The following is a 13948-nucleotide window of genomic DNA, read 5'->3' as shown; positions in this document are numbered from 1 at the left end:
ATAGCTCCCGGGATGAACATCTGTCAATAACAGGCCGGAATGCACTTGCCGGATATGGTTCATCCTCCAGGAAAGCATCAGAAAAGCAACCCTCTCTCTTCAGAAAGGTTCCTGCTTTGCGGATACCGCCTTCAGCTCTATCGTATCCGATTCCAGTTCCTCCCCTTCGGCAGAAAGAGTCAGTGTTCCGCTCTTTGTTCCGGGCTGAATGATGATCAGTGCTTTTCCCGAAAAGGTGCTCCTGGCCACATGCGTCTCATCAGTGCCCTGATAAGAAGAAAGATCCGTCGGATCACCATTGTCCGCTCCGGCAATGATCCCGTTCCCATTCAGCGTGAAGGAAAGCTGCCTGGCTGCTCGGTATACCGGATTACCATCCGCGTCCTGGATCTCTGCGGTCACAAACGCAAGATCCTTTCCATCCGCAGTCAGTACGCTCTCCTCTGAGGTAAGCACGATCTTTGCAGGTTCACCCGACGTCACCACACGGCTGCGTCCGACCGTATCCGTGATCACATTGCCATCTTCATCATAAGCCTTTGCCGAAAGCTCTCCGGAACGATACCAGATCTTCCAGGTCAGATACAGACTCCCTTTATACGTCTGATACGAATATCCATCATCCGTCGTCTGTTTCGTGAAATCCTTTCTGCCTAATGACTTTCCATTGCAGAACAGCTCCACGCTTGCTGCATTGCTGTATACAGCAACCGTCACTCTGCCAAGCCAGTCTTTCTTAAGATCTTCCCGATTCCAGTCAGGAAGAATATGCAGCGTGGTCACAGAATCATTCCACTGACTCTGATAGAAGTAATAAGAATCTTTCTCAAATCCTGCCGTATCGATAACCCCGAAATAAGAAGACTTCGGCCTGGGTCCCTGACCAGTCACCGACCCTGCTCCAAGCCCGTTCCATGGTTCCGGTTCTCCGAGGTAATCCCAGCCGGTCCAGATGAATTCCCCAGCCAGATAATCTCGTTCAATCACATTCTTCCAGGCTTCTTCCGCTGTGCTTCCCCATTCCACATGGGCATGGTCATACGCACTGACCTGAAGATTCTTCTCATCAATTCCCTTGCTGGAATACCAGCCTCTTGTATTCAGCGCACTTGCAGTCTCAGACCCATAGAAACACCAGTCCGGATAAGCTTCATGCATGTCGTCATAGACCTCTGCAGTCGCATAGTTCAGGCCGACCGCACCCTTTGCATCTATGATCTCCTGGTCTATCGCAGTCTGCGTCGCATTGTCTTTTCCGGCCATGTTGTCGCCGATGGTCACAACCGCCGAAGGATCTTCATCCTGGATCCAGGAAATGATCTGTGATGCATACTTCGGGTATTCTGAAGGATCTCCGCCGATATTGCCAAGCAGTTCATTTCCGATCGAATACATGATCACGGCAGGATTATTGCGTGATTCCCGCACCATCTTCCGAGACACATATTCCGCCCAGGTCTCTTCTGCATAGGCCCCTTCAATCTCATTGTCTGATCCCACCGTTTCTGTAAACCAGCTGCTGCCGTCATAGGTATTTCCGTTCTTCGGATAGAGGTAGGTATCAAACCCTTCTTCAAGCAGAAGAAAGCCCTTTTCTGCACAGAGCTCCCGGAGAATTCTGCCTGCTGGATTATGAGCAGATCGGATGGCATTGACTCCCATTTCTTTCAGCTTATTCAGTTGCCGTTCTACAGCAGCTTCATAGCAGGCAGTGCCAAGTGCCCCGTAATCCTGATGCAGGCATACGCCCTTCAGCTTCATCGCTTCTCCATTCAGAGAAAACCCATGATCCGGATCCCATTCTGCATAGCGGAATCCGAACGGGATCGAAACTTCATCTTCATAGGAAGAATTGATTGTGATCTTCCAGGTATACTGTTCCGGATCTGATACTGACCAGAGATCCGGATCACTGATCGCAATGGTCTGAACAAGTTCTGCCTGTCCCCGGGCAGGAATCGTCACCTGTGAAGAAACCGCTTCTCCATAGACCGCCCCTTCCGGATCTGCCATCACGCTCATAACTGAAGCAGACTGCTCTGTATCTGTTTCATTCTGAAGCACGATGGAAGCAGACACCTCGGTATTCCCTGTTTCTTTCAGGGCATCCGGATCATATGAGATCACAGTCCCTTCTTCGTCAATCCGGACAGGATCCGTCACTTTCAGCCATACATCGCGATAAATGCCGCTGCCGGTATACCATCGGCTATTCGGCTGCTGATTTTCCACTCTGACTGCCAGCACATTCTCGGTCTTTCCATCCACAGCCAGGTATGCTGTGAGATCAAAGGAGAAGGAAGTGTATCCATCCGGATGCTCCCCGAGCTTATGACCATTGAGATATACTTCAGCACGCTGATAAGCGCCATCAAAGATCACGGAAATCCGTTTCCCTGAAAGAGATTCCGGCAGAATGAACTTCTTCCGGTACCAGCCCGTGCCGCCTGGAAGAAAGCCGCTCTCCGCTTCGCAGTCTTCAGAATAATCCATCGAGATCGACCAGTCATGCGGAAGCGACAATTCCTCCCATCCGGAATCATCCAGCTGAATATCCTCTCCGCCTGCCTGTTCTCCATACGCAAACAGCCAGTCTCCATCGATGCATGTAAGACGCGAAGAAAGATCCAATACCTTGCTTTCTTCTGCAGATACCGGAACAATCCCCGATACCGCCAACAGAATCATCACCAGTACACAAAAAACACGTTTCATGGGTTCATCTTAACATGCGGAAAGAAACGGATCCATTTTCCTCATAAATTGAGAGGGAATGCTCTGCTGTGGAGGATCGCAGTTATCATTTTCTCTGCTTCCTGCAGAACCTCCTCACGGCCCATGCCTTTTTCCTTGCATACCCGGATGAAATCCCACATTCCTCCGCAAAGAAAAGCAGCCATCAGATTGCAGTATCCCCGGATGGGATCATCTTCCGGATTATTCTTTTTCTGCATGCGTTCCATCTCTTCAGAGGTCCCACGGATTTCGTCCTGGAAGATATCATCCAGAAGCTCGTACTTATCGCCTCCCGCAGAAGTATGATCGATTCCACTGGAAATTGCCTGATACAGATTTCAGAAACCTTAAAACTTCATTCAGATCATTCCGGGAAAGATGCACGAATGCGGTCCAGGATTCTGGCGCAGGCAATCGAATCATCCAGAGACATCTGATCACTGCCGGATGCTTTCTCTGCAATCAGCCGATCGAAGTGACGGATTTCTCCGCTGAAGTCATCTCCTTCATAGGGAATGGATTCTTCCCGCATGCCTTTCGCCATTTTCAGGCAAATATGATCCGGCCGATGCATCGGGAAGACCTCAAGAATCCCGGAAGTTCCCGTAAATACCGCCTGAGAAGGAATGCTCTGATCGAAGGCGACGATCAGCTGACCATCGATCCCGTTTCCTTCCATTCTGGAATTGACATACATTTCTGATGGACCACGACGAATTTCAGTCCTGATGATCCGAAGATCATTTCCCAGATACTTCTGAAGCCAGCTCACCCCATAGCAGCCAATATCAAGAAGACATCCTCCGCCCTGTTCTGGGTTCGTGATATAGCTCGTTCCGTATCTCTCCTTCGCCAGTACGAAGCCATTCCGCACGAGAATGGACTTCAGTTCTCCGATCGCACCGGAGTCCAGCAGCCAAACCGCCCTGTGAAATGCAGGTGTGAAACGGTTCTTCATCGCTTCCATGAAAAGCATATGGGACTCTTCAGAAACTGATCTGATCTCATTCATCTCTGCTTCGTTCAATGCGGCAGGCTTCTCGCAGAGCACTGCCTTTCCATGACGCATTGCCTTGCATGCCCATTCTGCATGCATGAAATTCGGCAGGGAAAGATACACTGCTTCAACCTCAGGATCTTCTATCAGTTCTTCATGCGACAGATAAACTTTCTGACATGGGTGTTCCTCAGCAAATGCTTCCATCTTCCTGATGCTGCGTCCGCTGATCGCATAGAGTTCATCGCCTTCCCTGCTGAGGGAGTCTGCAAACCGATGAGCAATCTTTCCTGCTCCGATGATTCCGTATCTGACCATAAAAAAGAATTTCCTTCCTGATTATCATCATACTAGATGGAGATTCTGAATAAAATCATGAATCGGCTCATCTTTTCTGCAGTATTTCATGCATGCAGATGCCTTCCGGAAACGTGGCCGTCAAGATTTACTCCCAGACCGAATGGTCTTTCCCGGAACCAGCTTCAAAATGATACTTGACGATGCCGAGATCTGTTTTCGTATAGAAGCCAAGTCCTGCTTTTGCATGAACATGGTCGCCATGCCGCTCCAGATAGTACTTCTGCTGATTGATCGCAGTCGGCGCTAAGAGAGCTGCCTTGAGGCCATTCAGGTACCAGTCCGGATCGCCCTCTTTCCAATCGCTGATGTCTGTGAGCTTCTTCTGCTTATGCGCAGTTCCCTGGGTCTTTCCATAACCCAGTGCAATGACCATATACCGCTTTTCTCCGGTTCTGATGTCGCCCTCTGCCTTGCCTTTCCGGTAAGTCATCGCAACCCAGCAGGAATTGATACCAAGCTGCTGTGCCTTCAGAACAAGTCTTTCTCCATAGTACCCGATCTCCTCGTCTTTGCCGCTCGGGCCCGCCAGCACGAAGTAATTCCAGCAGCCGCTGAAGCTTCCGTAATGAGGCTTGCCTGCGTCAAACGCTTCCGGTTCATCGGTGACCAGCTGAATATGCAGCCCGCTTTCCAGATTGACCTGTTCTGTTTCCTGCTTCAGTTCTTTTACTGCCTCTTCTGCCAGGGGCTGATCCGTAAATTCTCTGACCGCATGTCTTGTTTCCATTGCCTGCTTGAGATCCATAGACTATTTCCTCCTGCTCCAGGAAAAATGTCTTCTGCGACTGCTCTGTATCGTGTGTCATCAGCACTGCATCACAATGCGGATCCAGTGCGTAGTCTCTTAATATCTTCAGAGTTTCTGCTTCTTCTTTTCGATTCCACTCTGTTCCCGGCAGCACCTGTCTTTCAGAAGAAGCCCGCCCGTAGCCTGCATCTCCGGCAATCAGCACATAATGATCCGGCTTGCCGATCCGGAAGGCTGTCATGCCAGCGGAATGTCCATGCATCGGAATTGTGGTCAGCGTTCCATCCTGAAAAAAGTCATATTCCTGATCCGGGAAGGTCTCCATACACACATTCTTCCATAACCGCTTCAGCTACCTCGGATTCCTCTTCTGCGCGGCATTCCATTCTGCCCGGCTGCACATGACATGTCCCGCATTGCGCAATTCATCAATCCCGCGTGCATGATCGATATCCAGATGCGCCAGCGGACAGTAATCCAGGTCATCCGTACTGAATCCATACAAAGCCAGCTGATCGATGATTCCTTCGCCATCCGGCAGTAATCCCGATGATGCAAAGTAATTGAAGAAGCCTTCATAAGCCCTTGCATCTTGACGGATGGCATTGTCCCAGCCCGTGTCGATCAGAATCTTTCCCTGCAGATGTTCATCAGATAAGCTCTCACCGGCACCGAACACTGATGTGTCTTTCCGCGGAACAGACCCGTGAAAGCAAGCGGATTGCGGGAACGATCTGAAAACGGCAATGCCTCATCAACTATCGTGCTTCCGCACGCAAGCACATGAACCTTAATCATTACCACTCCGATCCGACAGCTCGCTCATGATCTGCTGCGCATGTTTCAGCATGCCGATGAGCTGATTCATCGCTTCTGCATCCGCGTCAGAATAGTAGTAATTATTCGTTCCTTCTCTGCGCACCCGGATGATGCCCGCATCTTTCAGTATCTGAAGATGATGCGAGACTGCCGGCCGCGAGAGAAAAGTCTTCGCAGCGATGTCATTGACCCGCATGCCGCTTTCCATCATCACCAGGATCAGATGCTGCCGCATCTCATCGCCCAATACTGTCAGAAGCTCCGCTGACTTTCTGATCTCTTCAGAGAGTTTCCTGATCTCGCCCGGAGCTGTCATAGATTCACCTCATCTGTTTAAGTACATGGGCCCATTATGCCATGTTCTTTTTCCGATCATTCAACGGGAAAGAAAATCGAGACGAACGAAAAAACCTTCCAGCAGGTATCTGGAAGGCTTATTCAGAATTTTCATTTCTGGGCAGTATTCTCCGGTTTTGCGATCACTGCTCTTAGACTCGAATACATCGTCGTTTCCACGGTCGCATTGAAGCGGACCTTCTGTCCCTGTCTGGTACGGATGCCCGCAAAGCAGGCCGTGATCTTCCTGCGCACTGCATCTGCAGAATCCGGATTGATCAGCTGAGACAGAATCATGAAACTGCCATTTCCGGAACGAAGCAGCACATTGTTTCTGCCGCAGGTTTCTGCCAGATTCTCTCCCGCAGTCCTGAGCAGTGCTTCTGTTTCTTCCGGTCCGAACTTCTTCTTCAGTTCAGAGAGATTTTCAATCTTTACCAAGATCATCGCAAAATCGATGCCGCGTTTCTGACTTGCCTCGATATACCTGGAAATCGATGGCTTTTCCTGAGAACCGCTGGCAGCAGAATACAGAAGTCCGTGCTTCTTCTNTTCTTCCGTCAGATCGATGAACCACCCGGTGAGGCCGCTGATCTCTCCATCCTGGACAATCGGTCCCTTGGTGCAGGCAATCTCATGTTCTTCCCCCTGCACGATGCAGGTGCCTGGCACGTCATGAACGCTGACCCCATCACGGATCACCCGGATCTCATCATTCCGGTACGGATCCGGATCGGTATGCCAGCCGAGATCCTCATCTGTCTTGCCAAGCACTTCATCCACGCTCTTCATGCCATAGAAATTCAGAAATGCCTGATTGACGCCGAGGAACCTCCGGTCGCGGTCTTTCCAGAACGTTCCGACCGGCAGCAGCTTCAGCAGGCTGTTCAGAATGGAATCTGTTGCAATCGGAAGCGTGCGCTCCGCAGATTGTGTTTCTGCACGCAGAGAAGAAGCTTCTTCGGCAGTGATCGCCTTCGGCATTCCGGAGCTTACTGGTGCCATCATTAATGCAGAAAGAATGATCTGACGTCCTGGTGCGAGGACCGGAATCTGGAACGCATAAGACTCTCCGATTCCATTCCTGGTTTCTCCATGGAAGTCCAGAATCCGGCACGGATTTCTCCCATCGGAAAGATCAGCCTCAACATTCTCCCAGAGATAATAGTTTTCAAACCTCTGCCTGTCTTCCATGGATACATTAGCTTCTGCATATGCCCTGACTGCATCAGAGAGGTTTCCTTCCTGAGTGATATTATTCAGATTTCCAGCGGTCTGATGGATCGTCTTCACCCTGCCGCTTTCATAATCAAGCAGATCAATCCGATCAAACATGGCGACAATCGATCTCAGCGCCTTATCCTGTTCTTCCTGCCTGCCTGAATTTGCAAAACCGCTGAGGTTCAGCGAAGCCACCAGAACCGTCATCGCACCTGATTCCTGATTGACTGCCACCAGCCGAAGCCGATGCGTGCAGTATTCGCCATTGATGACCGTATCGAACTTCACCGGCTTTCCGCTTCTTCTGGCAAGATCTGCCGCCCGCCGATACTGATCGCCGATACCGGCATAATTCTGATTCAGCAGTCCTTCCGCCGTGCCAGCATCTCCAGCTTCCAGGGAATGGAGATAATCATTGAACGAACGGTTGCAGGCAAGACACTTGATGCGATCCGTTCTGATCTCAAACAGACCTCTCGGGATCGCATAATACCAGCCATCTCCTTCGGAGGCAGACTCTTCTCCGGACAGCAGATTGATTCTTCCGGCAACACTTCCGTATCTTGCTTCTTCCATAGTTTCCATAGAAAACCCCTTCTGCAGGAATTCTTCCAGCGGAACTGGTCTGGAATAATAGTATCCCTGAACCATCTCGCAGCCGACCTCCTTCAGAAAGGCGATATGCTCGGCAGTCTCCGCGCCTTCGCACAGCGTCTCGATGCCAAGCCTCTTTGCCATATCAATCGTCGAAGTGATAATCGTCTCTGCCCGTTTCCGGAGCTTTTCATCCGACAGGGAGCGCAGAAACTTCATATCAATCTTCAGCACATCGAAGTCTACTTCCTTCAGGACATTCATCGAAGAATAGCCGCTGCCGAAGTCATCCATCCAGATCCGGTATCCTGCTCTGCGGAACTTCTGAAGCGATTCCTTCATCGCGTCATAGGACTCCGCAAACGCCGACTCCGTCACTTCAATTTCAAGATCTGCAGGCGTCAGTCCGTGTTTCTTCACGATTTCATCCACACCCTGAAAAATATCGCAGAGCTGGAAATCAAACCGGGACAGATTGATCGAAACCGGCACCGTCCGGGCCCCTTTCTTCTTCAGATTCTCAATATCTCTGCATGCACACTCGCAGATATGCAGATCCAGCAGGTGGATGATTCTCGCATTCTCCAGCACATCAATGAATGTTTCCGGAAGCAGAACCGAATAATCCTCTCCGCGCCAGCGGCAAAGTGCCTCTGCTCCGCACAGCTTGCCCGTCAGCAGGCGGATCTGCGGCTGGTAATAAGCCACAAGCTTCCCCTCCCTGATCGCATCCGGAAGCGTATCAATAATCTTCTTGCGGGCAAGCATCCGCTGAATCTCCGAACGATCATACCAGCAGAAGACCTGATCATTCCGATCACGCAGCGATGTTTCCGAGAGATGAGCATTATCAATTGCCGTCAGAATCTCCATGCCAGGTTCCACCCGGCAGATTCCTGCTTTCAGCTCCAGGACGAACTGATTCTGATAATGAGAAACCTCCCGGTGAAGCCGCATAATCGAGGACTCCAGATCCTCTGCCTGATCTGTCATCACCGCAAAATGATCTGCAGTAATCCGGCAGATCAGTGCCTTCGGCCACTGATACCTCAGCAGCCTGGCAAGATACAGAATCAGTCCATCGCCGGCATCTCTCCCGCACGTCGTGTTGAAGAGCTTGAAATGCTCGATATTGAAATATATGACATGATACTTCTTCGGAGGCTCTTTCTTCAGAAGAGTTTCCCCCATTCTTCCGAACGCATCTCTGGTCAGAAGCTTCGTCAGACCGTCATGTTCCTCTTCGGTCCAGCTCTCGGTCTGCGCAATACGCTCCAGGGAATCGCGATTATCTCTCCATTCCTTGCCTGACAGAAGATAATACTGGCGCTTGTCTTCATACATCCCCGTCTCTGCTCTCCGCACAAGATCGTTGAGATCCGGATTTTCTTTTCCAGCCATCGCGTATCCGGCAGACACATGATAGGAATCTTCTTCGGCAAGCTTCTTCATCTGCTCCGTTCTTCTGATCACTTCTTCTTCCGGAAGATCGATTGCAAACGCTATGAATTCATCTCCCCCGATCCGGAAGGTCAGCTCATCCCCGAACTCTTCGCGGACTGCTGCAGCGATGCTCTTGAGCATCTGGTCGCCGGCATCATGTCCTTTCTGCTCATTGATCTCATGAAGCCCATCGGCATCCGCATAGACACAGGCAAGCTTTTCCTGATACTGCCCTGGCAGCACTCCTAAAGCCTTCTGATAAGAATTCCTGCTCTTCAGTCCGGTCAGAAGATCCATGTCTCCGACCAGAAACAGTTCTTTCTCATAAAGCATCTTTCTTGCAAATGACCTGCTCAGATACGCACTGGAAAAAAAGCTGCACACAGAGAACAGGATGGAGTTCAGAATATCGGTGCGCACCATATCTGAATAATCAAACCGGACTGCCATCAGAATGAAGAATGCCAGATTGATGCCGATGCACTTCATGGTTCTGGAAGGACGATCCGGAAAAAACAGAGGAGCCGACAGCACGACCGCCCCGAATGACACCGCCGGATCATCCGGACTGTAAGCCGTTCCAAGCAGCGTACCAGTCACCAGCAGAGCTGTCAGCAGCACATAGCAGGCCAGGAACACCTGCTTCAGCTTTCCGGCAGAAAGTTTCTGAGCATACACATGCACAAGCAGGGAAACAGCCAGAAGGATGCTGACGGCAATTCTCGAATCACGCAAGACGAAGTTCTGTTCAAAAAATGAGATGATCAGCAGAGCCGCAGCATAGAAAACAGAAATCTGAGAAGCCATCACAAGATTCTTCTGATTTTCTGCTGCTGTTTCATTTTCCAGCTGCGAAAGCTGCCTTTCAGTCCATTTCAGCCCAAGAAAACCATCTGACTTCTTATTCTTTCCCATCTGCATCCCCTCGGAAGAGCTGTTCCATTGCGAACATGAAACTCTCATCTCTCTGAGTCCATCATATCATTATATGAATGAAAAAGGCTCTTCTCCCGCAGATGGAAGAAAAGCCATTCATAGCCCGTACAGGTTCAATCATTACTGCCCGACCGTGATGGTAGCACTGTCAAAATCAAAAGTCACAGTCGGATCGGTGGTCGTTTCCTTCACCTGTTCGACCACATCGTCTGCCATGCCTGCATCTGCAGGGGATTCAGCAGTATCCTGAAGCTTAACGTCAAGTGCCTCCTGAGCCGCATCCAGATCTTCCTGGTACTTCTTCAAGACTTCTTCAGCAATCTGTTCTGCTTCTTCCGCATCTGCTGCCTGCTTCTCTGCCTCCGCCTCAGCGATCTTGGCATCCGTGACCTCAGCCTCGGAAGCATAGACATCGGCCTGAGCCTCGTCAACCGCCTCCTTAGCAGCCTTAACCTCTTCTTCTGCCTGCGACTTTTTCGCTTCAGCATCGGCAACCGCACTGTCGCTGGCCCGCGCCTGCTGAGCTTCAGCCTCCTTCTGCGCATAGTCAGCAGCAGCCTTTGCATCAGCGGTATCCTTGGCATCCTGCGCAGCAGACTTCGCTTCCTCGCGTTCTTTCTCCGCCTGTGAAATGCCAGCATCCCGTGTATTCGCCGCCTCAGCTTCGGTTCTGCTGCACTTCTGATCCGCTGCCGCCTTGGCGTCTGCAGCATCCTTTCCAGCTTTTGCTTCAGCCGCCTCCTTCGCGGCCTCTGCGTCCTTGCGGGCTGTCTCGTACTCCTCACCCGCTTTGGCCGTGGCTTCTTCGATATCAGCAGTGCTCTCCGCCTGCTTCAAAGCAGCCTCTTTCTGACGAACCTCCTCTGCCTCCGGAGTCGTGATCCTGGCAAGCTGATCCGTTGTGTCAGTGACCTCCTGATCAGCCTTTGCAAGGGCTTCTTCAGCAGCTTCATCCGCCGTCTTTGCAGTTTCGAGTGCCGTGTTCTTTTCAATGACCGATTCGTCCTTAGCCTCCGCAGTGTTGTTTGCATCAACGAGCTCACTCTGCGCAATCAATGCAGCCTCGCCCTTCGCATTCCATTCAGCCTTTGCGTCATCGACAGCGGTCGTGGCACTGATCATGGCCTCTTCTGCAGCAGTCTGCGTGCTGATTGCAGTCTGCAAAGCTGCACTGGCTGAAGCGTACTTATTCTGAGCTTCTTCCACAGCCGCCTCTGCATCAGCAATTGCCTGTACTTCTTTATCGTTCAGACCGCCATTCTTCTGCAGCCCTGCCAGCGCACTCTGCTTCGCAGCCAGATCCGCCAGTGCATCCGTCAGCGCTTTCGTTACCGAGCTGTAATATGCATCAAAGAGAACACGGTATTCATCAATCGTATAGGACTTCTCACCTGATGCAGGCTGGGCAAAAATCTGCACAGCAGTATCCCCATTGGCATTCAGGGCGGGATTGTTATTGTAGCCAATCCCGGTATATTCGTAGTTACTGTCGATGATGCGCTGATAGTGTGTGGCCTTAACCTTATCAACGCTGATGTTCAGCGCAGATGCCACTTCTTCTACCGTCGGTATAGCACCGTTGTTTTCCCTGATATACTCCGCATAATATTCTAAAACTGCCTTTTCTTCGGTATACCAGCCCTGATACAGGTCTTCACCGATTCCCGTTCCGGAGATTTGTTCCTGAAGCACAAGACCATTGCTGAAGACTTCGTTGTAGGCCTGATACGTGAGAGTATACTCGCCAGCCGCATCCGGTTTCGCGTTCGTGTAAACCTGAGCCGCAGCCATGATCGTATTTGTGACCTTCCATTTCGTAAGATCCGGATGATCCGCGGCCCTCAGCTGACTGCCGGAAGCGAGGAAGTCAAGAGCCTTCTTCATATTCTCAAGCGACGTCGCATCGCCTTCCGCTCCGATCTTCGTCTTCATATTGTCTGACAGCTGATCGTTCACAGATGCCTTGGTCAGGATAGAAACGGCATTAGAAGAACCTGCAGAATCCGATTCTGCCAGAGACTGATAGAAGCCCAATGCACCCTGATTGATCTTTGCCTGCGCCTCTTCCACCGCCTTCTGAGCAGCCTCAGCTGCGGACTGTGCATCCGCAAGCCGAGTATCTGCCGTTTCGAGAGCCTTATTTGCCGCTGTGAGTTCTTTATTTGCAGAATCCAGATTTGCCTTAGCCGTATCAGCTGCACTCTGTGCCTTCGTAACCTCAGCCTGTGCAGTACCATAGTCCGTCGTCCTGGAATCCAGGGCAGCCTGCGCGGCGGTCAGCTTGGCTTCAGCTTCTTTTGCGGCTTTGTCACTTGCATCATACGCAGCCTGCTTCTCGGCAGCGAGCGCATCAGCAGCAGCCTTCTCAGACTGAGCAGTTTCAAGAGCTTCGGTCGCCTCGGACAGCTGCTGCTCTGTCTCCTGCTTTGCAGCGATTGCCTCCTTCTGCGTTGAAAGCGCAGCATCCAGTGCATCACAGGCGTCCTTGTATGCAGGATCCCTTCTTCGCTTCTTCAACAGCAGCCTCATACGCAGCTTTAGCCTCATCCAGTTTCAGGTTGTGCGCTGCAGCAGCGTCCTCGATCGCCTGCTCGCTAGCCTTTCCCGCAGCGATAAGAGCCTGCGTGAATGCTGCCGATGCTTCGCTCTTAGCCTTCTTGATCGTGGCATCCGCTTCTTGATATTCACTATTCCGGAGAAGTCCAGCTTCGCTAATTGTCTTTCCGTATTCAGAGTAAAAAGCGGAAACCTTCTGACCATACGCATTTTCTGCATCCTTAACAGCCTGTGCATAGACAGCAGCACTCTCACCCAGCTCATCATCCCGTTCCTGAGCTGCCTGAGCCATCGTCATCACATATTGAAGCTGTGCAGTCTGAAAAGCTGCATCATACTGTGTCTGAACGTTTTCCAGATTGGTACTGGCAATGGAAAGAAGAGACTCCGCCCGAGCTAGTGCAGCCTTGCGGGATTCCAGCGTCTCCTTCGAAGTCAGAAGCGTAGACTGTGCTTCCTTTAACGCTGCCTTTGCGCTTTCGGCAGATGCTGCTGCATGATCGCGGGCGGCTACGGCATTGGCAAGGGCGGTCGTTGCCTGCTCGACACGATTGCGAAGCAGCTTCAGCTCCTCGGCAACCGGATCAGACGGCGCAGAATCTCCACTCTTGGAAGAGGTGTTCGTTTTGGTACTGGTGCTGGCAGAGGACGGCCATGTGCATCCGGTGCCGTCAATCCATATTCCCCACGTTGCCGAGCATGCATTCTTCTGTTCTGCATAAGGATCGGTTTGTTTCTTTGTGCCGCGAACAGATGCAGCAGCAGAATACGTTTCTGAATTGCTGGCAGGTATCTTGCTGCTCATTCCTGGATTCGAAGCTGCTGAACTGCTGGAGCCGGTCTCTTGGGTGTATTCCGAAGACGCTGCTGGCGATGTAGATGCGGCAGTGTCCATAGAAGGTGCAGGAGATGGTGAAGCGTCTGGAGAAGCGGAAACACTCGCAGATGCGCTTTCTTCCGGTAAAATTGCCGGCGCGGGCTTCCTCCCAAATGAACATGCGCCCATAGCCGCAGCAAGAAGTCCGGTTGTAATTGCAGCTGCAGTATTTCTGAACTTATCTGAAGTCATATTTTTAAAAGCCGTATTTGCACAAGGGGGCTGAAAGGCATACGATTTAAGAGATCCGAGAGGATCTAGAAAGTATGCTTAGGCAGGCAGCCGTGTACTTTGGTGCGTGGTGGCCCTGCATGACTGCCTGCCT

General features: G+C 51.2%; 11 protein-coding genes. 1 reads left to right on the top strand and 10 read right to left on the bottom strand.

Features of this window, described 5'->3' with window-relative positions; genetic code table 11:
• Nucleotides 1-99 precede the first annotated feature (99 nt).
• The 10 genes from FYJ51_RS03270 to FYJ51_RS03230 form a co-directional block, all read right to left on the bottom strand.
• Nucleotides 100-2715 (bottom strand): sugar-binding domain-containing protein, encoded by a 2616-nt coding sequence (locus FYJ51_RS03270; protein WP_154503169.1) that lies wholly within the window; start codon nt 2713-2715, stop codon nt 100-102.
• Nucleotides 2716-2756: 41 nt separating this feature from the next.
• On the bottom strand, nt 2757-2954 hold the full coding sequence (locus tag FYJ51_RS03265; protein ID WP_154503166.1) for a hypothetical protein: 198 nt from the start codon (nt 2952-2954) through the stop codon (nt 2757-2759).
• A gap of 146 nt (nt 2955-3100) precedes the next feature.
• The gene (locus FYJ51_RS03260; RefSeq protein ID WP_154503163.1) at nt 3101-4051 is read right to left on the bottom strand and encodes a Gfo/Idh/MocA family protein; all 951 of its coding nucleotides are present in this window, start codon (nt 4049-4051) and stop codon (nt 3101-3103) included.
• Nucleotides 4052-4178: 127 nt separating this feature from the next.
• The gene (locus tag FYJ51_RS03255; protein ID WP_235897213.1) at nt 4179-4778 is read right to left on the bottom strand and encodes a nitroreductase family protein; all 600 of its coding nucleotides are present in this window, start codon (nt 4776-4778) and stop codon (nt 4179-4181) included.
• Nucleotides 4690-5166, bottom strand: coding sequence for an MBL fold metallo-hydrolase (locus FYJ51_RS13690; RefSeq protein WP_235897211.1), 477 nt, complete (start codon nt 5164-5166; stop codon nt 4690-4692). Before FYJ51_RS13690 ends, FYJ51_RS03255 begins: the two co-directional genes overlap by 89 nt.
• Before the next feature lie 27 nt (nt 5167-5193).
• Nucleotides 5194-5520 carry an MBL fold metallo-hydrolase gene (locus FYJ51_RS03250; protein WP_154503157.1) on the bottom strand — a complete coding sequence of 109 codons (327 nt, stop codon included), beginning with the start codon at nt 5518-5520 and terminating at the stop codon, nt 5194-5196.
• A gap of 111 nt (nt 5521-5631) precedes the next feature.
• Nucleotides 5632-5976 (bottom strand): ArsR/SmtB family transcription factor, encoded by a 345-nt coding sequence (locus FYJ51_RS03245; protein ID WP_154503154.1) that lies wholly within the window; start codon nt 5974-5976, stop codon nt 5632-5634.
• Between the two features lie 131 nt (nt 5977-6107).
• A complete protein-coding gene (locus FYJ51_RS03240) occupies nt 6108-9551 on the bottom strand; it encodes an EAL domain-containing protein (protein ID WP_456243032.1) in 3444 nt (1147 codons plus the stop codon).
• Nucleotides 9552-10310: 759 nt separating this feature from the next.
• Nucleotides 10311-12707 (bottom strand): CAP domain-containing protein, encoded by a 2397-nt coding sequence (locus FYJ51_RS03235; RefSeq protein WP_205946150.1) that lies wholly within the window; start codon nt 12705-12707, stop codon nt 10311-10313.
• Nucleotides 12664-13551, bottom strand: a complete 888-nt coding sequence (locus tag FYJ51_RS03230) for a hypothetical protein (protein WP_154503145.1) — start codon at nt 13549-13551, stop codon at nt 12664-12666. Before FYJ51_RS03230 ends, FYJ51_RS03235 begins: the two co-directional genes overlap by 44 nt.
• Here FYJ51_RS03230 and FYJ51_RS03225 point away from each other — a divergent pair.
• Nucleotides 13526-13849 (top strand): hypothetical protein, encoded by a 324-nt coding sequence (locus FYJ51_RS03225; protein ID WP_154503142.1) that lies wholly within the window; start codon nt 13526-13528, stop codon nt 13847-13849. The two genes, FYJ51_RS03230 and FYJ51_RS03225, sit on opposite strands and share 26 nt — an antisense overlap.
• Nucleotides 13850-13948: the final 99 nt, after the last annotated feature.

The organism is Stecheria intestinalis (genome assembly GCF_009696165.1).
Lineage (GTDB): Bacteria > Bacillota_I > Bacilli_A > Erysipelotrichales > Erysipelotrichaceae > Bulleidia > Bulleidia intestinalis.
The sequence above is the reverse complement of the archived record's forward strand: the minus strand, read 5'-3'. Positions and strand labels throughout refer to the sequence as shown.